The organism is Variovorax sp. SG517 (assembly GCF_013376045.1).
In the GTDB taxonomy this organism is placed as follows: Bacteria; Pseudomonadota; Gammaproteobacteria; order Burkholderiales; family Burkholderiaceae_C; genus Variovorax.
In genome coordinates this window covers 65,311-90,755 of sequence record NZ_JABMJG010000002.1, presented here as the reverse complement: position 1 = coordinate 90,755, position 25,445 = coordinate 65,311, and the positions used below count along the sequence as shown (strand labels likewise).

23 protein-coding genes and 2 pseudogenes are annotated in these 25,445 nt (G+C 66.0%); 9 read left to right on the top strand and 16 right to left on the bottom strand.

Annotation, left to right across the window (positions count from 1 at the left end):
* Window position 1: 1 nt before the first annotated feature.
* Complete coding sequence (locus FHT32_RS05785) at window positions 2-1,579, bottom strand: phospholipase D family protein (protein WP_176663699.1); 1,578 nt, start codon at window positions 1,577-1,579, stop codon at window positions 2-4.
* Window positions 1,580-1,744: 165 nt separating this feature from the next.
* Here FHT32_RS05785 and FHT32_RS05780 point away from each other — a divergent pair, with 165 nt between their 5' ends.
* Entirely contained in the window at window positions 1,745-2,290 is a 546-nt protein-coding gene (locus FHT32_RS05780) for a peroxiredoxin (RefSeq protein WP_218088118.1), read from the top strand.
* Window positions 2,291-2,332: 42 nt separating this feature from the next.
* Here FHT32_RS05780 and FHT32_RS05775 read toward each other — a convergent pair whose 3' ends face one another.
* From FHT32_RS05775 to FHT32_RS05765, 3 genes are all read right to left on the bottom strand, one after another.
* Window positions 2,333-3,763, bottom strand: a complete 1,431-nt coding sequence (locus tag FHT32_RS05775) for an HlyD family type I secretion periplasmic adaptor subunit (protein WP_176663698.1) — start codon at window positions 3,761-3,763, stop codon at window positions 2,333-2,335.
* The gene (locus FHT32_RS05770; RefSeq protein WP_176663697.1) at window positions 3,760-6,168 is read right to left on the bottom strand and encodes a peptidase domain-containing ABC transporter; all 2,409 of its coding nucleotides are present in this window, start codon (window positions 6,166-6,168) and stop codon (window positions 3,760-3,762) included. The genes FHT32_RS05775 and FHT32_RS05770 overlap by 4 nt, the downstream gene beginning before the upstream one ends.
* An 81-nt stretch (window positions 6,169-6,249) precedes the next feature.
* The gene (locus FHT32_RS05765; protein ID WP_176663696.1) at window positions 6,250-7,764 is read right to left on the bottom strand and encodes a DUF4214 domain-containing protein; all 1,515 of its coding nucleotides are present in this window, start codon (window positions 7,762-7,764) and stop codon (window positions 6,250-6,252) included.
* A gap of 322 nt (window positions 7,765-8,086) precedes the next feature.
* Here FHT32_RS05765 and FHT32_RS05760 point away from each other — a divergent pair, with 322 nt between their 5' ends.
* Window positions 8,087-9,520: an aldehyde dehydrogenase family protein gene (locus tag FHT32_RS05760; RefSeq protein WP_176663695.1), complete on the top strand. Its 1,434-nt coding sequence runs from the start codon at window positions 8,087-8,089 to the stop codon at window positions 9,518-9,520.
* Between the two features lie 30 nt (window positions 9,521-9,550).
* On the opposite strand, the gene FHT32_RS05755 is transcribed toward FHT32_RS05760, so the two are convergent.
* From FHT32_RS05755 to FHT32_RS35380, 3 genes and pseudogenes are all read right to left on the bottom strand, one after another.
* Window positions 9,551-10,414, bottom strand: coding sequence for a ZIP family metal transporter (locus tag FHT32_RS05755; protein WP_371132152.1), 864 nt, complete (start codon window positions 10,412-10,414; stop codon window positions 9,551-9,553).
* A gap of 67 nt (window positions 10,415-10,481) precedes the next feature.
* Window positions 10,482-10,589 (bottom strand): annotated as a pseudogene (locus FHT32_RS35385) (Fe-Mn family superoxide dismutase); the annotation flags it as partial.
* Window positions 10,590-10,694 (bottom strand): annotated as a pseudogene (locus tag FHT32_RS35380) (superoxide dismutase [Mn]); the annotation flags it as partial.
* 203 nt (window positions 10,695-10,897) lie between these two features.
* Between FHT32_RS35380 and FHT32_RS05745 the strand changes: the two are divergent.
* The 5 genes from FHT32_RS05745 to glp all read left to right on the top strand — a co-directional run bounded on the left by FHT32_RS05745 (window position 10,898) and on the right by glp (window position 16,129).
* Window positions 10,898-11,587: a hypothetical protein gene (locus FHT32_RS05745; RefSeq protein ID WP_176663692.1), complete on the top strand. Its 690-nt coding sequence runs from the start codon at window positions 10,898-10,900 to the stop codon at window positions 11,585-11,587.
* A gap of 85 nt (window positions 11,588-11,672) precedes the next feature.
* Window positions 11,673-12,956 (top strand): serine hydrolase, encoded by a 1,284-nt coding sequence (locus FHT32_RS05740; protein ID WP_176663691.1) that lies wholly within the window; start codon window positions 11,673-11,675, stop codon window positions 12,954-12,956.
* Window positions 12,957-13,014: 58 nt separating this feature from the next.
* Complete coding sequence (moaA, locus tag FHT32_RS05735; protein ID WP_176663690.1) at window positions 13,015-14,166, top strand: GTP 3',8-cyclase MoaA; 1,152 nt, start codon at window positions 13,015-13,017, stop codon at window positions 14,164-14,166.
* Between the two features lie 14 nt (window positions 14,167-14,180).
* Complete coding sequence (gene mobA / locus FHT32_RS05730; RefSeq protein ID WP_176663689.1) at window positions 14,181-14,816, top strand: molybdenum cofactor guanylyltransferase MobA; 636 nt, start codon at window positions 14,181-14,183, stop codon at window positions 14,814-14,816.
* Window positions 14,813-16,129 (top strand): gephyrin-like molybdotransferase Glp, encoded by a 1,317-nt coding sequence (gene glp, locus FHT32_RS05725; RefSeq protein ID WP_176663688.1) that lies wholly within the window; start codon window positions 14,813-14,815, stop codon window positions 16,127-16,129. Before mobA ends, glp begins: the two co-directional genes overlap by 4 nt.
* A gap of 22 nt (window positions 16,130-16,151) precedes the next feature.
* Here the strand turns inward: glp and rnhA are convergent, their stop codons facing one another.
* Both rnhA and FHT32_RS05715 read right to left on the bottom strand, forming a co-directional pair.
* Window positions 16,152-16,601, bottom strand: a complete 450-nt coding sequence (gene rnhA, locus FHT32_RS05720) for a ribonuclease HI (RefSeq protein ID WP_176663687.1) — start codon at window positions 16,599-16,601, stop codon at window positions 16,152-16,154.
* Window positions 16,602-16,641: 40 nt separating this feature from the next.
* Entirely contained in the window at window positions 16,642-17,421 is a 780-nt protein-coding gene (locus FHT32_RS05715) for a class I SAM-dependent methyltransferase (RefSeq protein ID WP_256098897.1), read from the bottom strand.
* On the opposite strand from FHT32_RS05715, the gene gloB reads away from it, so the two are divergent.
* Together gloB and FHT32_RS05705 are read left to right on the top strand one after the other, a co-directional pair.
* Window positions 17,420-18,208, top strand: a complete 789-nt coding sequence (gloB, locus tag FHT32_RS05710; protein WP_176663686.1) for a hydroxyacylglutathione hydrolase — start codon at window positions 17,420-17,422, stop codon at window positions 18,206-18,208. The two genes, FHT32_RS05715 and gloB, sit on opposite strands and share 2 nt — an antisense overlap.
* On the top strand, window positions 18,205-19,833 hold the full coding sequence (locus FHT32_RS05705; protein ID WP_176663685.1) for a transglycosylase SLT domain-containing protein: 1,629 nt from the start codon (window positions 18,205-18,207) through the stop codon (window positions 19,831-19,833). The genes gloB and FHT32_RS05705 overlap by 4 nt, the downstream gene beginning before the upstream one ends.
* A gap of 17 nt (window positions 19,834-19,850) precedes the next feature.
* On the opposite strand, the gene FHT32_RS05700 is transcribed toward FHT32_RS05705, so the two are convergent.
* From FHT32_RS05700 to FHT32_RS05670, 7 genes are all read right to left on the bottom strand, one after another.
* Window positions 19,851-21,041, bottom strand: a complete 1,191-nt coding sequence (locus FHT32_RS05700; protein ID WP_176663684.1) for a low temperature requirement protein A — start codon at window positions 21,039-21,041, stop codon at window positions 19,851-19,853.
* An 81-nt stretch (window positions 21,042-21,122) separates the two neighbouring features.
* Window positions 21,123-21,959: an ABC transporter permease gene (locus FHT32_RS05695; RefSeq protein ID WP_176663683.1), complete on the bottom strand. Its 837-nt coding sequence runs from the start codon at window positions 21,957-21,959 to the stop codon at window positions 21,123-21,125.
* Complete coding sequence (locus FHT32_RS05690) at window positions 21,959-22,774, bottom strand: ABC transporter ATP-binding protein (RefSeq protein WP_176663682.1); 816 nt, start codon at window positions 22,772-22,774, stop codon at window positions 21,959-21,961. The genes FHT32_RS05695 and FHT32_RS05690 overlap by 1 nt, the downstream gene beginning before the upstream one ends.
* A gap of 45 nt (window positions 22,775-22,819) precedes the next feature.
* A complete protein-coding gene (locus FHT32_RS05685) occupies window positions 22,820-23,860 on the bottom strand; it encodes an ABC transporter substrate-binding protein (RefSeq protein ID WP_176663681.1) in 1,041 nt (346 codons plus the stop codon).
* A gap of 137 nt (window positions 23,861-23,997) precedes the next feature.
* Window positions 23,998-24,390, bottom strand: a complete 393-nt coding sequence (locus tag FHT32_RS05680; RefSeq protein ID WP_176663680.1) for an MAPEG family protein — start codon at window positions 24,388-24,390, stop codon at window positions 23,998-24,000.
* Window positions 24,391-24,398: 8 nt separating this feature from the next.
* On the bottom strand, window positions 24,399-24,989 hold the full coding sequence (gene recR / locus FHT32_RS05675) for a recombination mediator RecR (RefSeq protein WP_176663679.1): 591 nt from the start codon (window positions 24,987-24,989) through the stop codon (window positions 24,399-24,401).
* Window positions 24,990-25,104: 115 nt separating this feature from the next.
* Window positions 25,105-25,437 carry a YbaB/EbfC family nucleoid-associated protein gene (locus FHT32_RS05670; RefSeq protein WP_012747441.1) on the bottom strand — a complete coding sequence of 111 codons (333 nt, stop codon included), beginning with the start codon at window positions 25,435-25,437 and terminating at the stop codon, window positions 25,105-25,107.
* Window positions 25,438-25,445 lie beyond the last annotated feature (8 nt).

Below are 25,445 nucleotides of genomic sequence, written 5' to 3'. Positions count from 1 at the left end.
GCTACAACAGCATCTCGGGAACGATCGGCGCAATGAGCATGTTGTAGAAGCGCTTGAAGAAGCCGGACTCAGGCTCCGTGGTCAGGATCATTTCCTTCTCGCCGTCGTTGGTGAGCCATTCCAGGGTGCCGGTGTCCTTGGCCAGCCGAAGCCGGTAGGAGTTCTGCAGCTTGCTGATGTTGATGACACGCAGCATCTCGCGCGCCAACTGCGGGCTGTCGACCACCACCCCCATCTCGGTGTTCTGGCTGGCCGAGCGCGGATCGAGGTTCATCGAGCCGATGAAGATGCGCCTCTTGTCGATGGCGGCGGTCTTGGCATGCAGTCGCCCGAGCGACTTGCCGAACATGCCGAAGCGCTCGCCCGCGGTGGTGCGCTGCGGGCTCAGCTCGTACAGGTCGGCGCCGCTTTTCAACAGCTTCTCGCGGTAGCGCGCGTAGCCGGTGTGCACCAGCGGCTCGTCGTTGGCGGCCAGCGAGTTGGTCAGCAGCGTGAGCTTGACCTTGCGCCGGGCCAGGTCCTGGAACGCCTCCATGCCCCTCTCGCCCGGCACGAGGTAGGGCGAGGTCAGGTCGACCTCCGTCCGGGCATCCATCATCAGCTCCCAGACCTTCATCGTGACGCTGGTGGCGATGGCCTCGTCCGCCGTCATAGTCGTGGGCTTGGTGGGCGGGTCGGCGATGGCGCGCGCCTCGCCCCACAGCAGCCCCATGCGCCCGGCGTCGAGTTCCTCGGAAATGGGGCCGTAGCCGAGTATGTCGGAGGGCGGTAGCACCACCTTCGGCGGCGGCGCGGCCATGCCCACCCAGCTGTCGAAGTCGGCGCCGGTGGGCTTGCGGCCGCCCTCGCCCGTCACGATGTCGGCAATGGGCCAGACCTGCTCGCTGTTCCAGTAGGCGTCGAAGATCGACTCGAGCTGCGGCACCACCTTGCCGACCACCAGCGCGTCCATGTCGATGAAGTTCTGCGCCTCGTTCAGCACGAAATACTCCTCGGAGATGTTGCGCCCGCCCACCACCGCCATCACGCCGTCGGCGATGAAGAGCTTGTTGTGCATGCGGTGGTTGAGCCGCGAAATCTCCCAGGGCGAGGCCGCGAAGCGCGACAGGAAGCCGTTGCGCCCGCAGCAGAACGGGTTGAACAGGCGCACGTCGACATTGGGCGTCTCCGACAGCGCCAGCAGCAGCTGCTGGCTCTTCACCGTGTACAGGTCGTCCACCAGCACCCGCACCTTCACGCCGCGCATCGCCGCCTCGCGCAACGTGCGCAGCAGCAGCCGGCCGACGGGGTCGTTCTCGAGCTGGTAGTACTGCACCACCAGCGAACGCTGGGCCCGCTGGGCGAGCTGGATGCGCGCGTCGAGCGAATACACGCCCAGCGGCATCAGCCGGAAGCCCGAATGCTCCTCGGGCGGCGTCGATGCGGCGGCGATCTTCGCCAGCATGGTCGAGGGGTCGGCGGAGGCGGCGAACTCCGCGGGGCGCTCCCGCGCCGGGGGCAGCGAGCCGCAGGCACCGAGCACGGCAATCAGCACGCCTGCGAGCGCGGCGCGCAGAAATGATCGGAGCCAGGCGTTCATGATGATGCTTCCATGAGGTCGTTTTCTTGTGGTTCTCTACCCTTGTCTTCATGCAGTACGCCTGCCGGTCCGCGCCGGTTTCAAGGCGCTTTCCGCCCCTTTTCAGGTCCCTTTTCGGGAAGGCTCCGGCCTAGAATTCGATCCACACCGCTGCGGAGTTACATCATGGCTCGTTCGCTCCCCCACCGCATCGCCTGCCTTGCCTTTTTTGCGGCTCTTACGACTCCCGCCTGGGCCGCCCTAGACATCGGCGACCCGGCGCCCAAGTTCACCGCCAACGCCGCGCTCGGCGGCAAGACCTTCCGCTATTCGCTGGCCGACGCGCTCGCCAAGGGCCCGGTGGTGGTGTATTTCTTCCCGGCGGCCGACTCCAGCGACTGCTCCATCGAGGCCCACGCCTTCGCCGAAGCCATCGACCAGTTCGCCGCACTGGGCGCCAGCGTGATCGGCGTCTCGGCCGACGACATAGGTACCCTGTCGAAGTTCTCGGTCAAGTCGTGCCAGAGCCGCTTCCCGGTCGCCTCCGACGAAGGCAAGACGGTAATTCAAGGCTTCGACGCGCTGATGCAGACCCGGCCGGACTTCGCCAACCGCCTGTCATACGTGATCGCGCCGGATGGCAAGGTGGCCTATTACTACCAGAACCTCAATCCGGACAAGCATGTGGAGCGCATGCTGAATGCAGTGAAGGCGCTGCCGAAGGCGAAATGACGGCTGCCGCCCCTTCGGGACGATCGCGCCAGGAATCTCGCTCTACCGGACTCGAACGCCTTCGTTCCATCCTTTTTCGAGCGGATTCAAGATCAACTGGATCAACCGCCGCTTGTCAGTCTGGATGTCGGCCTGCAGGCTCATGCCCGCTTGCAGGGCCTGAGGCCGTCCCTTGACCCAGATGCTCGCGTCAGGGCCTGCAAGCGCAATCTGAACACGATAGGCAAGACCGTTCGTCCGTTGCTCGGCATTGCCGCCCTCGAAGTTGCGATTGCTCGATCCGGACTGGCTGGAGCCCACCTGCTTGTCCAGCGCTCGTGGATCCTGGAATTCGGCATCAGCACTGATCCACTTCACAGTACCGACGACCGCGCCGTACTGCGTAAACGGGAAGCTGTCGAGCTTGACTTCGACCGGCTGCCCCAACTTCACGTAGCCAATGTCGTTATTGCTGAGGAAAACCTCCGCGATCAGCGGCGTGTTTTCCGGAACGATCGTCAGAAGCGGCTGGTTGGCTGCGACTGCACTTCCCAGAGTGGCAATTCCAATGCTCTGGACCACCCCGGAAACCGGAGCGCGCAAGGTCTTGAGTCCATTGAGTTGCTGCGCCTTCTCGAACTCCGCCTGAAGGCTCGCACGCTCCCTGCTGGCCTGCTCCACTTCGGCAAGAATCTGCACCTTTCGCTCCTGTTCGACAGAAGCCTGGCGAAATCGCGCTTCCTGAAGACCTGCGGCAAGCTGCGACAAAGTCTGGCTTTGCGCCGCCAGATCGTGCTCAAGGCCAACGACTTCCTGCTCCTGCTTGAGCCGCTCGCCTTCGCTGAAAAAGCCCTCCTTCACCAGCGCCAGACTCTGTTGGTAGCGCTTCATCGCCAGTCCCAGGTTGAGCCGAAGCTTCGTATGCGTGGACTCGGCGGCCTTGAGCGCCTTCGTCTTCTCGTCGACTGACGCCTTTGCCTCGGCGAGCTTTGCCTCGAAAGCGGCCTCGCGGGCCTGGATGGTGGCAAGCTGGTCAGGCGTCAATACAGGCGTCTTGCGGTTCATGTCGGAGCCCGCGAGGAGCGACGACATCGGCAGATGCTGCCCCTTCATCTCCACCATGAGCCGAGCCATCTGCTGCTGGTTCTGCTGCAGCCGTTGCTGGCTGCTTGAGAGATCCGCCTGAGACAAGGTGGGATCCAACTCGATCAAAAGATCTCCCTCCTTCACGCGCTGACCTTCCCGCACATGGATCGCACGCACAAGTGCCGGCTCGATGGTTTGCAGCACTTTCACCCGCCCGTCCGGAATGAGGCGGCCCGGCGCCGTGGCCACGATCTCGATCTGACCTATGCAGGCCCAGGCGATTGCGCCAAGCAGCAATGCGGCCAGCGCCCACATCAATCCACTGGCAAAGGGGGCCGGGGGCGCCTCCTCGATACTCAGCGTCGGGCTGTGGAAGGCCTTCTCCCTGGGCGACAGCACGGTGTTCACAGCGGAGCCTCCGCCGAACTTCCATGCCGCTCCGGCCGCACGGAAGCGGGGCTCTTGCGCGCCACAGGCATTGGCTCCTGCTGCTGCATGGCCCAAAGCCTGGAAAACTCACCCTGCTGCGTCAGCAAGTCATGCAGCGGTCCCTGCTCGACCACCTGCCCACTGTCCAGCACGACGATCCGGCTGCAATGCCGCAATGTCGAAAGACGATGGGCGATCATGATTACCGTGCGCCCCCTGCAGATCTGCGCCATGTTGGCCTGGATGGCCTGCTCGCTTTCGACATCAAGTGCGCTGGTGGCCTCGTCAAGAATCAGAATTCGCGGGTCCCCTGTCAATGCACGTGCGATGGCAATGCGCTGGCGCTGACCGCCCGAAAGAAGAGTGCCTCTTTCGCCGACCGGTGTTTGATAGCCCTGCGGTAACGCCGTGATGAATTCATGCGCACCTGCTTGCTGAGCCGCGAAAACGATGCGATCGAAAGCCAGCCCCGGGTGAGCCACGGCGATGTTCTCGGCGATCGTTCCACTGAACAGGAAGCTATCTTGAAGAACCACGCCGATCTGGCGACGCAGTTGCTGCGGATCGGCATGCGCGATGTCATGTCCATCGATCAGTACCCGACCTGATTCCGCACCATACAGCCGCTGAATGAGCTTGGTCAGTGTCGACTTGCCGCATCCCGAGCGGCCGACGATGCCCACGACGTCCCCCGGCTGCAGCAGCAAACTGACATCGCGCAGGACGAGGGGGGCATCGACTTGATAGCGAAAGGAAATCGACTGCAATTCCACGCGTCCTTTGACCAAGGGCATCGCCTGCGCACTGGAACTGCTGGGCTCCGCCTGCGCGTTCATGAGGTCGCCCATGCGATCAACCGAAAGCTTGACCTGTTGAAAGTTCTGCCAGAGACCTACAAGGCGCGAGACAGGCTGAAGCACCTGCCCTGCGAGCATCTGGAATGCAATCAGGCCGCCGACAGTAAGTTCGTTGTCCATCACGAGCGTGGTCCCGACCCAAAGCACGGCCAGCGTCAACATGCGCTGCACTGCCTGCGAAATGCTCTGGGCCGCGTTTCCCAATTTGCTGACATCGAATCCTGCGGCAACCTGCCTCGCGGCAAGCAGATCCCATCTGCGTTGCCACATCGGCGCCAAGGCCAGACTCTTCACTGTATGAATGCCATGGATGGTTTCGACCATGAAGCTCCCAGCTTCCGCACCGCGATCGAACTTGGTCTGCAATGCCCGCGCGAAGATGGGCTGGGCAACCAGCGTGACCAGAGCCAGGATCGGCAAGCCCACGAGCGTCACGACCGTGAGCTTGACGCTGTAGAGGAGCATCACTGCGATGAAGATCCCGATGAACAGGCCGTCAACGAGTGTCGTCAGCGCACCGCCGGTGAAGAATCCGCGAATGTTCTCCAATTCCCTTGTGCGCGCCAGAGTGTCGCCGGCCTGCCGTTGCTCGAAGTACCGGATGGGCAGACTCAGCAGATGCCGAAAAAGATCGCTGGACAAGCCGGCGTCCAGACGGGCAGACGTGTGGGCGAGCATGTAGCCGCGCAGCGTATTGGTAATCGCCTCGAACACGATCAGCCCCGCCATGCCAATGCCAAGCACATGCAAAGTCGACAGACTCTTGTGCATCAAGACCTTGTCGATGATGACCTGGCTGAACAGCGGCGTCGTCAGCGCAACCAATTGAAGCAGGAATGCACCGAGCAGCACCTGCCCGAGCGGCTTGCGATACCGCCAGAGAATAGGTATGAACCAGCCTAGCCCGAAACGCCTGTTCGAACTCCTCTCAGATAGCCCCAGATGCAGGGGCTGACGGAACCGAAGGGTTGAAAGCACGCCATCACACCCGTACTCCGACGTGAGCGCAGTTGTGGAAACCCAATTGAACGTCGAGCTTTCAGGAACCCACAGGAGGAAGTCCTGCGTAGGCTGTGGCGACGCGACTGCTCCGTGCAGCGTTTCTTTAGCTGAAGATACGGGGCGCACATCGCGGCGTGCCACAACTGTGACCACGCTCCCATGAGGAGCGACCACGAGACAAGGAATGGCCAACCCCCTTGCCTTGTTTCGAGATGGCCAGAGCTTTCGCCTGGGCGCCAGATTCAGGTCGACCTCTTCCTCGCGCGAGCGAAGTCCCAGGTGATGAGCCGCACGCTGAAGATCTTCGAACCCGATGAGGCTCTCGGGCCGCCATCCCATGGCTTGCCCCAATGCCTGGACACTCATCTCCAGGGAGAAGAATGCAATCACAGGTTGCAGACCGGACAGCCCCTGGCGAGCTGGAAAGGACGCACGCCCGGCGGAGGACCTCAAATTCGGATCAACAGGCTCTCCCGAAGCCTGCTGCTGGCTCGTTCGCTCCTTTTCATTTGGCTCTTGTTGCAAGACCGTACGAGCTCTTTTCTCAATCAAAGTGAAAGTGCGGTTCTTGCGGCAAAGGTGCTGCAAGAACCAGGCACTACGACATCAAACCGTCAACTGGATGGTGGTCTGCGAGAGCTGCGCCAGCGTGGTGTGGTGGAACGTGATGCTCTGGCTGCCATCCGAGAAAACCACGTTCTGGCCGTTCTGCGTCATGTGACTCAATACGTCTGCCGCACTGCCGTAGCTGGTGTAGCCGGTGAATCGGAGAATGTCGACATTCTCGAGTCCATAAACCTGATCATTCCCAGGCTTGCCGAATTCGAATGTGAAGGTATCGGCGCCACGGCCTCCGATCAAGGTATTGTTTCCGGTACCGCCCTGCAGTTCATCGCTCCAGCTGCCAAATCTGCTTGCCATGTAGCTTGCTTGCGATGAGGCTGTATTCGCGATGAACTCGCCTGACCTTGAGAATCCGACTACAACGTCCGCGCGATTCGCGCCGCGATTCAGGGCGTCGACCCAGCCGGCAAGACCGCCCTGATCGGGCTCGCGCCCCAACACGTTCCGATAGAGGAGTGTTGCGAACTGGGTGTTGTCCAGCGACCCATAGATCTTCTGGAATTCCGACGACTTCATGAATCCGTCCGCCACCGTCTGGATATTGGTGGTTTCCGTATCCAGCAGATTCACCCAGCCAACAAAACCACCGCTGTCCGGCTCACGGTTCAAGATCGCCTTATAGAGACGATAGACCTCACCTTGATGACTGCCGCTGAAACGGGATGTCATGAACGCATCGACATCAAGAGACGTATTGTTCTTGAACTCGCCGGACTCCGAAAATCCGAGCAGGACTTCCGAACGCGATGCCCCTGCATTGAGCGACCTGAGCCAAGAAGCAAGGCCGCCGGCATCCGGTGCGCGCCCCAGAACGTTCTGGTACATGCGCGTTACGAACTGCGTATTGTCCAGCCCCGCATAAGTCGTCTGAAACTCGGAAGATTGCGCAAAAGCCGCTGCGACCGTCTTGAGAGTGGCGCCGCTTCTGATCGAACCCACCCACCCCTGGAGGCCGCCTACATCGGGCTCGCGAGCGAAGGCTGCTTGATAGAGACGGTAGACGCTGCCGTGGATGTAGTTGCCGAACCCCGAAATGCCATCGCCGCCGTCGATCGTGTCATTTCCGTCGCCGCCCATTAACAGATCGTTGCCCCAGCCACCGGTAATCTTGTCGTCGCCGCCCAATCCGGACAGCAGCACCGAACTCGTGGCTCCGGCCGCGGTGAGGGTGTCATTGAAATTCGAACCTGCAACCGCATAGATTCGAGACAGGATGTCCTGGTCGCCCCAGCCGTCGGTCGCAAGGCCCGTACGCAGATTCACGGTGACGCCTGTCGGATCGAGGCCGTAATTCGCGATAACGATGCCGGTATTGTTGCCGGTGATCATGTCCCGGCCAGGCCCTCCCCAGATGATGTCGTCGCCTTCGTCGCTGAAAAGAACGTCGTCACCCGCACCGCCATCAATCTGATCGTTTCCGGCACCGCCATGAATGACGTCCCCCTCTCCCGTACCGACCAAGATGTCGTTTCCGGTCGTGCCATTGATTATCGCCACTGTGTTTCCTTTCGGTGCGCCGGTCCTAGCGACATCGCCCTCTGCTTTTGATGCGGCTGGCCGGCAATTTGGTTGTCATCGAAGATTTGATCGGCCAAAGCGTTGGCCGGCAGATATCGTATCCGGTTGTATCACTTCGTTTGCAGTGGCCGGGGTCGCGGAACAAGTACTTTTTCCACGAGTTCTTGCTTTTTTTCCTTCGCGCCTTTTTTCTTAGAACCTAAGAATTAATAAAAATACTTGGCGGGCGAAGAGGGTACGTGTCGAGCAAGCGTGCTCCTGCAACCGCAGCCTCCGCACGCATCGCGCAAAATCCAGCCCCATGCAGCTCAACTACATCGCCAACGCGGACGTCCCGTCCTCCTCCGGCCGCACCCTGCCGGTCATCGATCCCTCCGACGGCCAGCCCTTCGACGAAATCCAGCGCAGCAACGCCGCCGACATCGATTCCGCCGTGCGCGCCGCGCGCGACTGCTTCGAGGGCGTGTGGCACAAGGTCAGCGCCGCCGACCGCGGTCGCCTGCTCTTCAAGCTCTCGCAGAAGATCGCCGAGCACGTCGACGAGCTCGCGCTGATCGAGCAGCGCGACTGCGGCAAGCCCGTCAAGCAGGCCCGCGCCGATGCGGTGGCGCTGGTGCGCTACTTCGAGTTCTATGCCGGCGCCTGCGACAAGCTGCACGGCGAGACCATCCCCTACCAGGACGGCTACAGCGTCTTCACCTGGCGCGAGCCGCACGGCGTGACCGGCCACATCATTCCCTGGAACTACCCGATGCAGATCTTCGGGCGCAGCGTGGGCGGCGCCCTGGCGGCGGGCAACGTGTGCGTGGTCAAGCCGGCGGAAGATGCCTGCCTCTCGCTGATCCGCGTGGCGCAGCTGGCGGCCGAGGTCGGTTTTCCGGCCGGGGCGCTGAACATCGTGACGGGCTACGGCCATGAAGTGGGCGACGCGCTCGCACGGCATGCCGGCATCGACCACATCAGCTTCACCGGCAGCCCGAAGATCGGCACGCTGATCCAGCAGGTAGCGGCCGAGCGGCACTGCCCGGTCACGCTGGAGCTGGGTGGCAAGAGCCCGCAGATCATCTTCGCGGACGCCGACCTGGACGCGGCCATTCCGGTGGTGATCAACGCCATCGTGCAGAACGCCGGCCAGACCTGCTCTGCGGGCTCGCGCGTGCTGATCCAGCGCGACATCTACGAGCCGCTGCTGGAACGCCTGGGCCACGCCTTCGAGGCGCTGCGCGTGGGTCCCGCGGCCATGGACCTCGACGTGGGCCCGCTGATCCGCCAGACGCAGCAGCAGCGCGTGTGGGACTTCCTGAGCGACGCGCAGCACGCCGGCATCCCGATGGTGGCGCAGGGCATCGTGGTCGAGGAGGCGCCAGAGACGGGCTTCTACCAGGCCCCCACCCTGCTGCGCGACGTGCCCGTCGACCACCGCCTGGCCCAGGAAGAAGTCTTCGGCCCCGTGCTCGCCGCGATGCAGTTCGCCGATGAAGACGAGGCCGTCGCGCTCGCCAACGCCACCCACTTCGGCCTGGTCGCCGGCGTGTGGACGGCCGACGGCTCGCGCCAGTTCCGCATGGCCAAGCGCGTGAAGAGCGGCCAGGTGTTCATCAACAACTACGGTGCCGGCGGCGGCGTCGAGTTGCCCTTCGGCGGCGTGAAGTCGTCCGGCTATGGCCGTGAGAAGGGCTTCGAGGCTCTGTACGGCTTTACGACGCTCAAAACCGTCGCCGTCAAGCACGGTTGAGCGCCTTGGCGCGCCGCGTGGGCAGGCGCGTCAGCCCAGGGCGGTATCGAGCAGCATCATCAGCACGAAGCCGATCATCAGCCCGCTGGTGGCAAAGGCTTCGTGGCCCTTGCGGTGCGACTCGGGAATGATCTCGTGGCTGATCACGAACAGCATGGCACCCGCCGCGAAGCCCAGCCCCCAGGGCAGCAGCATCGCCGAATGGCCGACCACGGCCGCGCCCAGCACGGCGCCCAGCGGCTCGACCAGTCCCGAGAGCATGCCGATCAGCACGGCGAAACCGCGGCTGTAGCCGGCGGCCAATAGCGCCACCGCGACCACCAGCCCCTCGGGCACGTCCTGGATCGCGATGCCGGTGGCCAGCGCGTCGGCGCGCAGCCCGTTGTTGGCCGCGTAGCCCACGCCAATGGCCAGCCCCTCCGGCACGTTGTGCAGCGCGATCGCGAACACGAAGAGCCAGGTGCGGCGCAGCTGCTTCGCGGCATTGCCCTCGCGGCCCTTGATGAAGTGCTCGTGCGGCAGCACGCGGTCCAGCAGCATCAGGGCGAGGCCGCCGAGCAGGATGGCGGAGCCGATCACCCCGCCCGCGGCCCAGCTTCCGCCGCCGAAGGTGCCCGCATTCTTCGCGGCCTCGAGGCCCGGGATGATCAGCGAGAAAGCGCTGGCCGCAAGCATCACGCCGGCGCCGAAGCCGAACAGCGTGTCCTGCAGCCGCTGCGGCAGCTTCTGCGAGAACAGCACCGGCAGCGTGCCGAGCGCCGTCGCCAGCGCGGCGACCGAGCCGCCGAGCAAGGCGTTCCATACCAACGGATCGGATCGCACGAACTGCCAGAACTGCAGGCCACCCACCAGCACGCCGGCCGCGACGATGGCGAAGCCGATCCGTTCCCGCATCGGGCGGACCGGTTTCGGCTGCCGGCCGGCCACTGTCACCTGCTGGGGCTCGTTCATGGATTGCTCCTCAGCCGCCAGTCGCGGCAGCGCGGCGCCGGGCCACTTCGGCCCAGTTCACGACGTTATAGAAGGCCGCGATGTATTCGGGGCGGCGATTCTGGTACTTGAGGTAGTAGTAGGTCTGGTGATGCTTGCCGTGGTGGATTTCCATGGTCTGCGCGTCGATGTGGGGCTCGAGCGCATCGAAGGCGTAGGGCAAGGCTGGAAGGGTGCACGGCACGGTCGGGAAGCTCCTTGATCGAAGAGCCCTTTGCGTTGTGGACGTGCTGCGTACTCAGGCGCCCAAATGATAGGAATTCTCATTGTCCATGTCAAGACATATGAAGAACAGATCGTGAAAACCGGCCATAACAGGCGGCCTCGGAAGCTTCCTGCAACGATCGATACACTGCCCTGCAGCACGTTTCCGGGAGATCTCAAACGATGAAGCTCGCTCGCATCCTTTCCCTCGCACTGCTTCTTTGCACCGGCCTCGCCGCCGCGGAGACCGCCACGCCGCAGGCCGGCGACTACATCTACGAAGGCGGCAGCGGCTCGCTGCGCGTCCAGCCCAACGGGCACTTCGACATCACCACCATCGGCGCCAACGCCCACACCTGCGCGCTCGACGGCACCATTGCACGCGGCAGGTCCAAGCTCGACGACTCCGGATGCGTGGTGAGCTTCGCGGTGAATGCCGACAAGGTGCAGGTCACGACCAACGGATCGGACCAGTGCCGCGGCTACTGCGGCATGCGCGCCGCCTTCGAGGGCACCTACATCCGCCCGATTCCCTCGTGCACCGACAAGGCCGTGGCCGGCTCGCGCAAGGCTTTCAAGCGCCAGTACGACGCCAAGGACTACGCCGCCGCCCAGACCACCCTCGCCCCCGTGCTGTCGGACTGCGACAGGACGCTCGACTGGATCACCAAGGCCTGGCTGCGCAACGACCTCGCGCTCACGCAGTACAAGCTGAACGACCGCGCCGCCTGCCTCAGGACGCTGCAGCCGCTGGCCGAAGACGCCGCCCGCACCGACGACGGCATCAAGGAAAACTATCCGCCGGCCGACGCCGAGATCTTCCTGCCGGTGGTCCGCGCCACGCGCACCAACCTCAAGCTCTGCCGCGGATAGATCCCCGGGAGTTCGACAAAGGCGGCAAGCAAGACCGCCGGACGGTTTCGGTTTTCATCCACCACGAAAAGACGGAGACGACACCATGAGATTCTTGAAGCGCAACCTGCGCGCGGCCGTGTTCGGCCTGAGCCTGGCCCTTCCGCTGCTCGCGGCGGCGCAGCAATTGCCCACCGCCACGCCGGAGCAGGTCGGCCTCTCGAGCGAGCGCCTGCAGATGCTCGGCAACGTCCTCAAGGCCGACGTGGCCGCCGGCAAGATCCCGGGCGCGGTGCTACTGGTGGCGCGCCAGGGCAAGGTGGCGTGGTTCGAGCCCGTCGGCAAGCTCGACAGCGCCGCCGGCACGCCGATGCCGCGCGACGGCATCTTCCGCATCTACTCGATGAGCAAGCCCATCACCACGGTGGCCGCGATGATGCTGGTGGAAGACGGCCGCCTGAAGCTCGACGACCCCGTCTCGGCCTACCTGCCCGAGTTCGCCACCATGACCGTGGGCGTCGAAAAGCCGGGCGCCGACGGCAAGCCGGTGCTCGAAACCGTGCCCGCGCGCCGCCCGATCACCGTGCAGGACCTGATGCGCCACACCTCGGGCCTGACCTACGGCTTCTTCGGCCCGGGCCTCGTCAAGCAGGCCTACAACACCGCCAATCTGGGCGCGGGCGACCCCACGCTGGCCGAGTTCTCGCAGCGCCTGGCGAAGCTGCCGCTGGCCTATCAGCCCGGCACGACCTGGGACTACAGCCAGTCGACCGACGTGCTCGGGCGCGTGATTGAGGTGGTCTCGGGCCAGTCGCTCTACCAGTTCGAGAAGGCCCGGCTCTTCGACCCGCTGGGCATGAAGGACACCACCTACTACGTGCCCGAGCCGGCGCGCCAGGCGCGCATTGCCGAGCCGCTGCCCAGCGACCGCAGCTTCGGCGTCGGCGCCGACTTCAACGACCCGCGCATCGTGCGCAAGTACGAATCTGGCGGCGGCGGGCTGGTGTCGACCGCCAGCGACTACGCCCGCTTCCTGCAGATGCTGATCAACGGCGGCTCGCTCGACGGCAAGCGCTACCTCGGCCCGCGCACCATCGCGCTGATGACCGCCGACCACTCCAACGCGGGCGCCGGCATCGTGCCCGGGCCGCTCTATCTGCCGGGCCCCGGCTACGGCTTCGGCCTGGGCTTCGCGGTGCGGCGCAACGACGGCGAGGCGCCCTACCCCTCGGCGGGCGGCGAATACAACTGGGGCGGCGCGGGCGGCACCTACATGTGGGTCGACCCGAAGAACGAGATGTTCGTGGTGCTGATGCTGCAGTCGCCGAAATTCAGGACACATTACAGAACATTGACCCGGGACATGATTTATGCGGCGGTGATCAAGTAGCCTGTGCTGCGCAGGCCCTTGGAGCCTGGCGCAAAATCAGGCCCCGCCTCGTGAACCCATGAAGAACAGCAGCAACAGCACCGTCATTCCGATCTCCAGCATCGGCCGCGCACACCCCGCGGTGGCCGCGCCGGAAGTCGCCGTGCCTGCCACCGGCATGCTGCTCGACCGGCTGGGCCGGCCCCTGACCGACCTGCGCATCAGCGTGACCGACCGCTGCAACTTCCGCTGCAGCTACTGCATGCCCAAGGACGTGTTCGACAAGGACTACAAGTACCTGCCGCACAGCGCCCTGCTGAGCTTCGAGGAAATCACCCGGCTGGCCCGCCTCTTTGCCGCGCACGGCACGCGCAAGATCCGGCTGACCGGCGGCGAGCCGCTGCTGCGCAAGAACATCGAAGGCCTTGTCGAGCAGCTCGCCGAAATCCGCACGCCATCCGGCGAGCCGCTGGCGCTGACGCTCACCACTAACGGCTCCCTGCTCGCACGCAAGGCCGCCCAGCTGCGCGCCGCCGGCCTGCAGCGCGTGACGGTGAGCCTGGACAGCCTCGACGACGCCGTGTTCCGGCAGATGAACGACGTCGATTTCCCGGTGGCCGACGTGCTCGCCGGCATCGACGCGGCGCTGGCCGCGGGCCTGGGGCCGGTCAAGGTCAACATGGTGGTCAAGCGCGGCACCAACGAGCAGGAAATCCTGCCGATGGCGCGCTACTTCCGCACCCACCACGCAGGCAAGGTGGTGCTGCGCTTCATCGAATACATGGACGTGGGCGCCACCAACGGCTGGCGCATGGACGAGGTGCTGCCATCGGCCGACGTCATCACACGCATCCATTCCGAATTCCCGCTCGTGCCGCTCGGCGCCAATACGCCCGGCGAGACCGCCAAGCGCTGGGCCTATGCCGACGGCAAGGGCGAGATCGGCGTCATCAGCAGCGTCACCCAGGCCTTCTGCCACGACTGCAGCCGCGCGCGGCTCTCGACCGAGGGCAAGCTGTACCTGTGCCTCTTCGCCAGCGCCGGTCACGACCTTCGGCCGCTGCTGCGCGGCAGCGCGAGCGACGAGGACATCGCCTCGGCCATCGGCCACATCTGGCAGGGCCGCGCCGACCGCTATTCCGAATTGCGTGCCCTGCACGGTCCGGAAAGCGACGGCGGCGCCCACGACAAGGCGCCGCGCCGCGTCGAGATGAGCTACATCGGCGGATGAGGCGGGCGGTCGCCATGCCCGCGCACGCCGTCATCGCGCCTGCCGACATCACGGGGCTGCTGCTGGCCGGCGGACGCGGCTCGCGCATGGGCGGCATCGACAAGGGGCTGCAGCCCTTCAACGGGGAGCCGCTGGCGCTGCATGCGATGCGGCGGCTGGCGCCGCAGGTCGGCGCGCTCATGCTCAATGCCAATCGCAACCTCGCCGAATACGAGGCCCTCGGCGTGCCGGTATGGCCCGACAGCCTCGCGGATTACCAGGGCCCGCTGGCGGGCTTCCTGGCCGGGCTGGAGCACTGCACCACGCCCTGGCTGCTGACCGTACCCTGCGACACCCCGCTGTTCCCGCCCGACCTCGCCGCCCGGCTCGCCGAAGCCGCCATAGCCGGCCAGGCCGACATCGCCGTGGCCGCCGCGCCCGAGGCCACCGAAGATGGCTTCGCACTGCGCCCCCAACCCGTCTTCTGCCTGCTGCGCGCCAAACTGCGCGACAGCCTGCTTCGCTACACCGCCGCCGGCGGCCGCAAGGTCCATGCATGGATCTCGCAGCACCGTGCGGTGCACGTGCCCTTCGACCGTCCCGGCGACGCGCCCGACGCCTTCTCCAACGCCAATACCCTGGCCGAACTGCACGCCCTCGAAAACCGATGAGCCGCATTGCCGACATCGCCTCTTCAGCCCTCGCGGGCCACGACGCCGCCGCCGACCTGAGCGTCGAGGCGATCCACGCCTTTCTCGCCCAGCTGACTGCCACCGCGGTCGTCAGCCAGAGCGAGAGCATCTCGCTGTTCGATGCCCTGGGCCGCGTGCTGGCCGAGGACATCGTCTCGCCCGTCAGCGTGCCGCCGCACGACAACTCCGCCATGGACGGCTACGCCTTCGACGGCGCCGTGCTGCCCGACAACGCCCCCATCGACGCCTCCGTCACGCTGCGTGTGGCAGGCACGGCGCTGGCGGGCTCGGCATGGCGCGGCGCGCTCGGGCCGGGCGACGCGGTGCGCATCATGACCGGCGCGATGATGCCGGCGGGCCTCGACACCGTCATTCCACAGGAGTTCTGCAAGGTCGACGGCGACCGCGTGTGCTTCCCGGCCAGGGTGCTGCGCCGCGGCGACAACCGCCGTTTCGCCGGCGAAGACCTCATGAAGGGCCAACCCGCGCTGCGCAAGGGCGAGCGCCTCTCGCCCGCCGCGCTCGGCATGGTCGCGAGCCTGGGCCTGCCGGGCGTGCCAGCGCTGCGGCGGCTGCGGGTGGCCTGCTTCTCCACCGGCGACGAGATCCTGAGCCTGGGCGAGGCGCCGCGCGAAGGCGCGGTCTACGACAGCAACCGCTACACCGTGTTCGGCCTGCTCGCCCGGCTGGGCTGCGAGGTCGTCGATCTAGGCCTGGTGCGCGACGACCCGGCCGAGCTGGCTGCCAAGCTACAACGCGCCGCGCGCGAGGCAGACGCCATCATCACCAGCGGCGGCGTGAGCGCCGGCGCGGCCGACCACACGCGCGAGGTGATGCAGAAGCTGGGCGACATGGCTTTCTGGCGCGTGGCGATGCGGCCGGGACGCCCGCTGGCGGTCGGGCTGATTCCGCGCGAGAACTCGCCGCAGCCTGCCGTGCTCTTCGGCCTGCCGGGCAACCCGGTGGCCGTGATGGTCGCCTTCCTGGCCTTCGTGCGGCCGGCGCTGCTGCGCATGATGGGCTGCCATGAAGCGGCAGCCGCGCCGCCGCCGCTGCTGCGTGCGCGCACCAAGGGCCCGATCCGAAAGAAGCCGGGCCGCACCGAATATCAACGCGGTTTCGTGAAGACCGTGCCCGGCGCGCTGCCGGAGGTGTGCGTGGCGGCCAATCAGGGCTCGGGCGTGCTGAGCTCGATGCTCGAGGCCAACGGGCTCGTGGTGCTGCGCCATGACCAGGGGAGCGTGGGCCCCGGCGAGGAAGTGGACGTAATGATGTTCGACGGCGTGATCTAGCCGTCGAAGAACGAGCCCGGAATCAGATTCGGCCGAGGGCCTTGTCCACGCCCTTGTTGGCCAGCATGTCCGCGCGCTCGTTGCCCGGGTCGCCCGAGTGGCCCTTGACCCAGCGCCATTCGATCTGGTGGCCGCCTTCGTTCACCAGCTTGTCGAGCCGCTTCCAGAGCTCGGCGTTCTTCACCGGCTCCTTGCTCGCGGTGATCCAGCCCTTGGCCTTCCAGCCGCGGATCCACTCGGTGATGCCCTTGCGCACGTACTGGCTGTCGAGGTAAAGCAGCACTTTGCAGGGCCGCTTGAGGGCGGCGAGGCCCTCGATGACCGCGGTGAGTTCCATGCGGTTGTTGGTGGTGTTGAGTTCACCGCCGAACAGTTCCTTCTCGCTGGCACCCGACTTGAGCCACGCGCCCCAGCCGCCGGGGCCGGGATTGCCCTTGCAGGCGCCATCGGTGTAGATCACGACTTCGTTCAAACCAGCTTTTCCTTCTTCTTCATCTCTGTAGATATCGATTTCAACGTGAATTCTTGTTGGGCTCGCCGCTGCGGTGCACCTTGCCGGCAATCGGTACGGGCGCCGTGGCTCGTGCTCCCGCACGGCGCCAGTCGGCGCTCAGCAGGCGCATGCCGCGCACCCGCTTCACCGCGACCAGGAAGTAGGCCGCGCCGAAGATGGGCCACCAGCGCTCGCCGGCAGCGTCCATCCAGCGCGATCGCTCCAGCCACGCCTCGCTTCGCACCGCCGGCCGGTAGATGCCGAAGCGCCCCGACTCCACCTCGAAGCTCAGCAGGCGCAGCCAGTCGCGCATGCGCCAGTAGCCGATGAACTCCCCGCCCTCGGGCAGGTAGAGATCGCCGATGCCGAGCCGCCGATAGATGTGCGCGCGGCGCTGCCGCATGCCCCAGAGGCTCGCCGGGTTGAGCCCGCAGATCACCACGCGGCCCTCGGGCACCAGCACCCGCTCGACTTCGCGCAGGGTGGCGTGGGGGTCGGGACTCAGTTCGAGCGCGTGCGGCAGCACCACCAAGTCGAGGCTGTTGGCCGCGAACGGCAGCGCCGCGAAGTCGGTCAGCAGCGTCGCCTTGCCGCCGCGGGCCGGGTCGTCCAGCGCCAGCCAGCGGTGCGGCATGCGATTGGCGCGCAGGGCGTCGACCTCCGCGGCCCCCAGCTGCAGCGCGTGATAGCCGAATACATCGGCCACCGCCTGATCGAACTGGGCCTGCTCCCAAGCCAGCAGGTACCGCCCCGGGGGGGTCGCGAACCAATCCTGCAAACCTATAATTTGACCGCTCATGACCCTTGTTCCGCTGCCTGCCTTCGCTGACAACTACATCTGGATGCTGCATGACGGGTTCCACGCCATCGTGGTGGATCCGGGCGATGCCCAACCGGTGTTCGACGCGCTGGCGCGCCACAAGCTGCAACTGGCCGCGATTCTAGTCACGCACCATCACCCCGATCACACGGGCGGCGTGGCCGCGCTGCATGCGGCCACCGGCGCGCAGGTGTGGGGCCCTGCCCGCGAGCGCATTCCCGAGCCCTTCACGCCGCTGGCCCAAGGCGACGTTGCCGAAGCGCTCGGCCTGCGCTTCGAGGTCATCGACGTGCCGGGCCATACGGCGGGGCACATCGCGTACTACCTGCCCGCCGCGCAAACCGCGCCCCGCGACGCACCGCTGCTCTTCTGCGGCGACACGCTCTTCTCCGGCGGCTGCGGGCGCCTGTTCGAAGGCACGCCCGCGCAGATGCTGGCCTCGCTCGACACGCTGGCCGCATTGCCCGGCGACACGCGCGTGTGCTGTGCGCACGAGTACACACTTTCTAACCTGCGTTTCGCGCAGGCGGTGGAACCGGCCAACGCCGAGCTGACTCACTACAACGCGCGCTGCGAAAGCCTGCGCGCGCAGGGGCAGCCCACGCTGCCGTCCCAACTGGCGATCGAACGCCAGGTCAACCCCTTTCTTCGCAGCCGCGAAGCCACTGTCCTTCGAGCGGTGCGTGCCCACGCCGAGCTTGCTGCCGATGCAGCCGAGGCCGACGTGTTCGCCGCATTGCGCCAATGGAAAAACGACTTCCGATGAAACTGATCGCTGCCACCTGCATTGCAGGTTCACTGGTGCTCGCGGGCTGCGCGGGCACGAACAACAGCTCCTCGCCCTCCTCCTCTTCTTCCACCTCCTCGTCATCGCAGGCCGGCGGCACCGGCTCCAAGGTCGCCGGCAGCGCGGCCCCGGTCTATCCGCGCGACGCACTCTCCCCGCTCACCAGCGGCCAGGCCCGTTCGCAGAGCGTCGTCACGCTCGCGCCGCCGGTCGACATGTGGGATCGCATCCGCCGCGGCTTCAAGATGCCGGACCTCGACAACGACCTGGTGCGCGACCGCGAGCAGTGGTATGCCAGCAGGCCCGACTACATCCAGCGCATGACGGAGCGCTCGAACAAGTACATCTTCCACATCGTCGAGGAACTCGAGCGGCGCAACATGCCGACCGAACTGGCGCTGCTTCCCTACATCGAGAGCGCGTTCAACCCGCAGGCCATCTCCAGCGCGCGCGCCGCGGGCATGTGGCAGTTCATGCCGGCCACCGGCAACGACTTCGACCTGAAGCAGAACATCTTCCGCGACGACCGCCGCGACGTGGTGGCCTCCACCCGCGCCGCGCTCGACTACCTGCAGAAGCTCTACGGCATGTTCGGCGACTGGCAGCTCGCCCTCGCCGCCTACAACTGGGGTGAAGGCAGCGTGAGCCGCGCCATCGCCAAGAACCAGCGCCTGGGCCTGCCCACGACCTACAGCGACCTCACCATGCCCGCGGAGACGCGCATGTACGTGCCCAAGCTGCAGGCGGTGAAGAACATCGTGGCGAATCCGCAGGCCTTCAACACCGAGCTGCCGCTGATCGCCAACCACCCCTACTTCCAGACCGTCACGCTCACGCGCGACCTCGACGTGGAACTCGCAGCCAAGCTGGCCGACGTGCGCCTCGAGGACTTCCGCGCGCTCAACCCGGCCGCGCACAAGCCGGTGCTGATCGCCGCCGGCACGCCGCAGATCCTGCTGCCGTGGGACAACGCGGCCGTGTTCCAGCGCAACTTCGACGCCTACTCCCAGGGCCAGTACGCCAGCTGGACCGCCTGGGTCGTGCCCAACACCATGACGGTGGCCGACGCCGCACAGCGCTCGGGCATGAGCGAGAACGACCTGCGCTCCATCAACAACATCCCGCCGCGCATGCTCATCAAGGCCGGCTCGACGCTGATCGTGCCGCGCGGCGCCCGCGTGAAGGAAGACGTGGCCGCCGTGGTGGCCGATGGCGGCCACCTGAGCTTCCAGCCCGAGATCGTCACGCGCCGCACGACCGTGAAGGCCGGCCGCGCCGACAGCGTCGCGAGCATCGCGCGCCGCTACAACCTCAAGCCTGCCAACGTGGCCGAATGGAACGACGTGGCGCCGAACCATTCGTTCAAGCGCGGCTACAGCGTGGTGGTGTACCTGCCCGTGCGCGCGACGGTGGCTGCCCGCGCAGGCACCGGCATCCGCGCCACTTCACATGCCGCGGCACCCGTTTCCAATCGCCGTGGCGGCGCGCCTTCGAAGGCTGCCGCTCCGCGCGGCGCCGGCAGCGTCGTCAAGGTGCCTGCCAGCAGCAAGCAGCAGGTGGTGCGCGAGAAGCGCGGCGGCACGCCGTCCAAGAAGAAGCGCTGAAGCCGCGAACCGAGGGCTCAGTGAGCCTTCGAGGCCTGCTGTGCCCTTCTGCGCACCACGGCCTCCATCGCGGCGACGCCGATCATGATGACGGTGGTGAGCGTCCCCACCACCAGCACCGTCATGTGCGAGGCGAAGACCGCGAGCAAAGCCAGCAGTCCCAGCCCGAAGAGATGCGACTGCGGCAGGAAGCCGCGCACCACGCGCTTGAAGAGCGCATTGCCGAACAGGTAGATCGCCGGACCGCCGATGAGCGCGCCCAGGTACTTGAGTTCGGCATGGTGCGAGCCCTCGCCGATCGTGAGTTCGTCCGCCACGGCGCAGACGATGATGCCCGCCACCAGGATCACGTGCGTGTAGTGGAACTTCGCGCCGATCGCGCCCGGGTCCTTCGCATGCTCGATGACGTGCGTGGCTTCCCTGGCGCTGGTGTCGAAATACATCCACCACATCGCCAGGCTGCCCGCGAAGCCCACCAGCAGCGCGAACAGGTCGATGCCATGCCATTCGACGTGATGCCCGAAGGCGATGCCGGTGGCCAGCACCGACTCGCCCAGCGCGACGATCACGAAGAGCTGGCAGCGCTCGGCCAGGTGCCCGCCGTCGATGGTCCAGTCGCTGGTCAGCGAGCGGCCCAGGCCCGGAAAGCGCAGGCCGATCATGGGCGCGATGTATTCGCACAGCACGCCGCCGAACCACAGCGCGAGGCGCGCCTGCCCTTCGGCGAGGCCACCGGCGATCCAGAACACGCCGGCGACGCAGTTCCACGCCAGCAGGCGGCGGAAGTTCGGCGTGAGCGGGTCGTTCGGGCCGATGGCGATCAGCATGCAGAAGGTGCGCCCCGCCTGGATGCCCACGAAGCACAGCGCGAACACCAGCCCGCGCTCGGCGAAGGCGCCGGGCAGCGCCGAGGCCATCACCATCGCCAGCAGCATGATCGCGAACAGCACGCCGCGGATGCGCAGCGTGCCGGGGTTGAACCAGTTGGTGGTCCAGGCGGTGTACTGCCAGCCCAGCCACACGGCGAACCACATGACCAGCGTCTGCAGCGCACCCAGTAGCGTAAGGTGGTCCAGCAGGTAGTGGGAAAGCTGCGTGACGGAGAACGCGTAGACCAGGTCGAAGAAGAGTTCTTCGTTGGAGACCCGTGCCGCCTCGCTGCGCGAGCGCAGGGTCGTGGCCCGCTTGTGGTTGTTGTCGTGGCTCATTGTTCGTTGACCCCCATGAGATCGTTGCGGCGCCCTGCGGCGCCGCGCGCGATCATCGCACGGGGACGAACTTGCTCTTTCCTAGAGCTTCTCGGTCTCGCCGCTCTTGGGCTGCCATTTCATCAGGCGTCTTTCGATCACCCCGACGATGCCATCCAGCGCCAGCGCGAAGGCCGTGAGCACCACGATGCCGGCGAACACGGTGTTGACGTCGAAGGTGCCCTCGGCCTGCAGGATCAGGTAGCCCACGCCGCGCGCCGAACCCAAATACTCGCCCACCACCGCGCCCACGAAGGCCAGCCCCACCGAGGTGTGCAGGCTGGAGAACACCCAGCTGGTCGCGCTCGGAAGGTACACCGTGCGCAGCAGCTGCCGCTGGTTGGCGCCCAGCATCTTCGCATTGGCCAGCACCACCGGGCTCACCTCGCGCACGCCCTGGTAGACGTTGAAGAACACGATGAAGAAAACCAGCGTCACCGCCAGCGCCACCTTGCTCCAGATGCCCAGGCCGAACCACAGCGCGAAGATGGGCGCGAGGATCACGCGCGGCATCGAGTTGGCGGCCTTGATGTACGGATCGAGGATCAGGCTCGCCGTGGGTGCGAGCGCCAGCCACAGCCCGCAGGCCAGCCCGAGCACGGTGCCGATGCCGAAGGCCAGCACCGTCTCGAGCAGCGTGGTGCCCAGGTGTTGGTAGATGTCGGCATTGCCCTTCAGTCCCTCGGGAAAGAGCGCGTTGGCCGGAACCTCGAAGGGAAGGAACCAGCTCCAGATGCGCCCCGCCACCTGGATAGGCTCGCCCAGGAAGAAGGCGATCTGCTGGTTGCGCGAGGCGACATGCCACGCCACCAGGATCACCGCCAGCAGCGCCAGTTGCCAGAAGCGCGCGTTGCGTTCGTTCAAGCCGAGCCGTGCCATCACGCGGCCTTTCTCAGTTGCTGCGCATAGCCCTTGAGCACCTCGTCGCGCAGCACCTCCCAGATCTGGGTGTGCAGCTCGACGAAGCGCGGCTGCGTGCGCACCTCGGCCACGTCGCGCGGGCGCGGAAGGTCGATGGCGAACTCGCCGATCGGATGCGTGGCCGGCCCGGCCGACAGCACCACCACGCGGTCGCTCATCGCGATGGCCTCGTCGAGGTCGTGCGTGATGAACAGCACCGCCTTTTTCTTCGCGCTCCAGAGCTCGAGCACCTCGTTCTCCATCAGCTGGCGGGTCTGGATGTCGAGCGCGCTGAAGGGCTCGTCCATGAGGATGATGTCGGGGTCGAGCACCAGCGTCTGCGCCAGCGCCACGCGCTTGCGCATGCCGCCGGAGAGCTGGTGCGGATAGCGGTCGCCGAAGCCAGAGAGGCCCACGCGCGAGAGCCACGCCTCGGCCTGCTCGCGCGCCTGCGCCTCGGGCACACCGCGGTATTGAAGGCCGACCATCACGTTGTCGATGGCGCTGCGCCATGGCATGAGCGCCTCGGTCTGGAACATGTAGCCCGCGCGCGAGTTGATGCCCGAGAGCGTCTGGCCGAAGACCTTCACCGTGCCCGAGGAAGGCTGCAGCAGCCCCGCGCCCACGTTCAGCAGCGTCGACTTGCCGCAGCCCGTGGGTCCGACCACCGAGACGAATTCGCCCGCCCTCACCCGCAGCGTGGTGTCGGCCACCGCCGTGTAGCGCTGGCCAGGGTCGTCCTTCGAGAGAAAGGTGCAACTGATGGAAAGGAGTTCGAGTGCGTGTTCGGACATGGCAGAAAAAACCCGGCCGAGGCCGGGTCGCGGGGACGTTCGGAGTCAGGCTTTGAACCTGTCTTTCGCGCGCCTTGCAAAATCGTTGGTGTAGGTTTTCGCGAGGTCGATCTTGTCGGCCTTCACGGAGGTGTCGAAGCTCGAGATGGCGGTGAGCGCCGTCTTGGGGCCGTCGGTGGGCACGAGACCGTCGGTGGCGATCGACTCGCGCACCTTGTCGAACGACGCGAGGTACAGCGCGCGGTCGCCGAGCAGGTAGGTCTCGGGCACCGTCTTGATGATGTCGCCCGGCCCCGCCGTCTGCAGCCACTTGAGGCCGTGCACGATGGCATTCGCCAGCGCCTGGCAGGTGTTCGGATTCTTCTGGACGAAGTCGGACGACGCATAGAGGCAGGCCGCCGGCATCGTGCCGCCGAACACCTGCTGCGTGCCCTTGAGCGTGCGCGTGTCGCTGATGATCTTCACGTCGCCCTTCTGCTCCAGCATGGTCATCACCGGGTCGGTGTTGCTGATGGCGTCGATCTGGCCCGAGCGCAGCGCGGTGAGCGCACCCGCGGCCACGCCCACGCCGATGAAGCTCACGTCGCTGGCCTTGAGCCCGCCGCGCGACAGCACGAGGTTGGCCACCATGTTGGTCGACGAGCCCGGTGCCGAGACGCCGATCTTCTTCCCCTTGAGATCCTGGATGCCGGTGTAGCCGGCCATGTTCTTGGTCGACACGCCCACCGCGATCTGCGGCGCGCGGCCCTGCAGCACGAAGGCCTGGAAGAACTGGTTCTTGGCCTGCAGGTTGATGGTGTGTTCGTAGGCGCCCGAGCACACGTCAGCCGAGCCGCCGACCACCGCCTGCAGCGCGCGCGCGCCGCCGGCGAAATCGGAAATCTCCACGTCGAGCCCTTCAGCCTTGAAATAGCCGAGCTGCTCCGAGATGGTGAGCGGGAGATAGTAGAACGCCGCCTTGCCGCCGACCGCGATGGAGACCTTGGTCTTCTCCAGCTTCGCCTGCTGCGCAAAGACGCGCGGCAACGCAATGGTTGCTGCGGCAATGGCGGCTGAAGCTGAAACGAATGTGCGGCGATGAAGCATGAAACCTTGCCCGTTGGCTCTGTGATTCGTAAGACTGAATCGAGCTTAGGGGCCGCAACACGCGACTGCATCGGGGTGTTCCCGTGCGGGTTTTCACGTAAGCATGAAGGCCTCGCCGAGAAGCCTTCGCCAAGGCTTCAGCGAGCCAGGAAAAGTATCGCGATATTGACCAGGAACGCGAGTGCCCAGACCGCGCTGCGAGCACTGCCGACGCCCCTGATGTAGAGCCCGAGATAGATCGCGCGCAGCACCACGTAGGCCACTGCGAGCATGTCGAGGCGCGCCTGCGCCGCGCCGAGCTGGTGCGCGATGATCACCGCGCCGATGAAGAACGGCAGCCCCTCGAAGCTGTTGGCCTGCGCACTGTTGGCGCGTGCGCGCCAGCCGCTTTGCCTGGCCGCCCATTCGCGCGGATGCTGGTTGTCGCGCGGACCGAAGCTGCCCGCCTTGGCGATCCATGCGGCCAAATACGGCAGCACGCAGGCGACGAGCACGCACCAGTAGGCGACCGTGAGCAGCGAGAGAGTCATGCGCTGTTCTATCTGCGGTCCACGAGGGCGTGCGCGATGGTGCCGAGATCGACGTACTCGAGTTCGCTGCCCGCCGGCACGCCGCGCGCGAGCCGCGTCACCGTGAGGCCGTGCTGCTTCAGCGCTTCGCCGATCACGTGCGCCGTGGCCTCGCCCTCGGCGGTGAAGTTGGTCGCAAGGATCACCTCGCTCACCGTGCCGTCGCGCGCGCGGTCGAAGAGCTTCTGCAGGCCGATGTCCTTCGGACCGATGCCGTCGAGCGGACTGAGCTTGCCCATCAGCACGAAGTAGTAGCCGCGGAATGCGCCGGTGCGCTCGAGCGCGGCTTGGTCGGCCGGCGTCTCGACCACGCAGAGCTTGGTCGGGTCGCGCCGCGTATCGAGGCAGACGTGGCAGATCGGCGCTTCGGTGAAGGTGTTGCAGCGCTCGCAATGCCGCACCTGGCCGGCCGCCTGCTGCAGAGCGCGCGCAAGCAGCTGCGCGCCCTCGCGGTCGTGCTGCAGCAGGTGGAATGCCATGCGCGAGGCCGACTTGACGCCGACACCGGGCAGGCGGCGCAGCGCATCGACCAGGGCGTCCAACGAACCGGCGTCTGCCATGTCAAGCAGCTCCTTCGCGGGAAAACCGCGGAACCGGCTTTGCCGGGCCGCTGGTGTGCCCCCCGACGAGGGGGCCGGCGGCCACGCGAAGTGGGCAAGCCTGGGGGAGAGTCATTCAGAACGGCAGCTTCATGCCGGGCGGCAGGCCGGGCATGCCGGCCGTGAGCTTGCCCATCTTCTGCTCGCTGGTTTCCTCGGCCTTGCGCACGGCGGCGTTGAAGGCGGCGGCCACCAGGTCTTCGAGCATGTCCTTGTCGTCCGCCAGCAGGCTGGGGTCGATGGTGATGCGCTTGACGTCGTGCTTGCAGGTCATGACGACCTTGACGAGGCCGGCGCCGGATTCGCCTTCGACCTCGATGGTGGCCAGCTCTTCCTGGGCCTTCTTGAGGTTGTCCTGCATTGCCTGAGCCTGCTTCATGAGGCCGGCCAGTTGTCCTTTGTTGAACATCGTTGGTC

Coding starts and splice junctions, on each gene's coding strand:
- FHT32_RS05785 (WP_176663699.1), bottom strand. CDS start 1,579: ATGAACGCCTGGCTCCGATCATTTCTGCGCGCCGCGCTCGCAGGCGTG.
- FHT32_RS05780 (WP_218088118.1), top strand. CDS start 1,745: ATGGCTCGTTCGCTCCCCCACCGCATCGCCTGCCTTGCCTTTTTTGCG.
- FHT32_RS05760 (WP_176663695.1), top strand. CDS start 8,087: ATGCAGCTCAACTACATCGCCAACGCGGACGTCCCGTCCTCCTCCGGC.
- FHT32_RS05755 (WP_371132152.1), bottom strand. CDS start 10,414: ATGCGGGAACGGATCGGCTTCGCCATCGTCGCGGCCGGCGTGCTGGTG.
- FHT32_RS05745 (WP_176663692.1), top strand. CDS start 10,898: ATGAAGCTCGCTCGCATCCTTTCCCTCGCACTGCTTCTTTGCACCGGC.
- FHT32_RS05740 (WP_176663691.1), top strand. CDS start 11,673: ATGAGATTCTTGAAGCGCAACCTGCGCGCGGCCGTGTTCGGCCTGAGC.
- moaA (WP_176663690.1), top strand. CDS start 13,015: ATGAAGAACAGCAGCAACAGCACCGTCATTCCGATCTCCAGCATCGGC.
- mobA (WP_176663689.1), top strand. CDS start 14,181: ATGCCCGCGCACGCCGTCATCGCGCCTGCCGACATCACGGGGCTGCTG.
- glp (WP_176663688.1), top strand. CDS start 14,813: ATGAGCCGCATTGCCGACATCGCCTCTTCAGCCCTCGCGGGCCACGAC.
- gloB (WP_176663686.1), top strand. CDS start 17,420: ATGACCCTTGTTCCGCTGCCTGCCTTCGCTGACAACTACATCTGGATG.
- FHT32_RS05715 (WP_256098897.1), bottom strand. CDS start 17,421: ATGAGCGGTCAAATTATAGGTTTGCAGGATTGGTTCGCGACCCCCCCG.
- FHT32_RS05705 (WP_176663685.1), top strand. CDS start 18,205: ATGAAACTGATCGCTGCCACCTGCATTGCAGGTTCACTGGTGCTCGCG.
- FHT32_RS05700 (WP_176663684.1), bottom strand. CDS start 21,041: ATGAGCCACGACAACAACCACAAGCGGGCCACGACCCTGCGCTCGCGC.
- FHT32_RS05695 (WP_176663683.1), bottom strand. CDS start 21,959: ATGGCACGGCTCGGCTTGAACGAACGCAACGCGCGCTTCTGGCAACTG.
- FHT32_RS05690 (WP_176663682.1), bottom strand. CDS start 22,774: ATGTCCGAACACGCACTCGAACTCCTTTCCATCAGTTGCACCTTTCTC.
- FHT32_RS05685 (WP_176663681.1), bottom strand. CDS start 23,860: ATGCTTCATCGCCGCACATTCGTTTCAGCTTCAGCCGCCATTGCCGCA.
- FHT32_RS05680 (WP_176663680.1), bottom strand. CDS start 24,390: ATGACTCTCTCGCTGCTCACGGTCGCCTACTGGTGCGTGCTCGTCGCC.
- recR (WP_176663679.1), bottom strand. CDS start 24,989: ATGGCAGACGCCGGTTCGTTGGACGCCCTGGTCGATGCGCTGCGCCGC.
- FHT32_RS05670 (WP_012747441.1), bottom strand. CDS start 25,437: ATGTTCAACAAAGGACAACTGGCCGGCCTCATGAAGCAGGCTCAGGCA.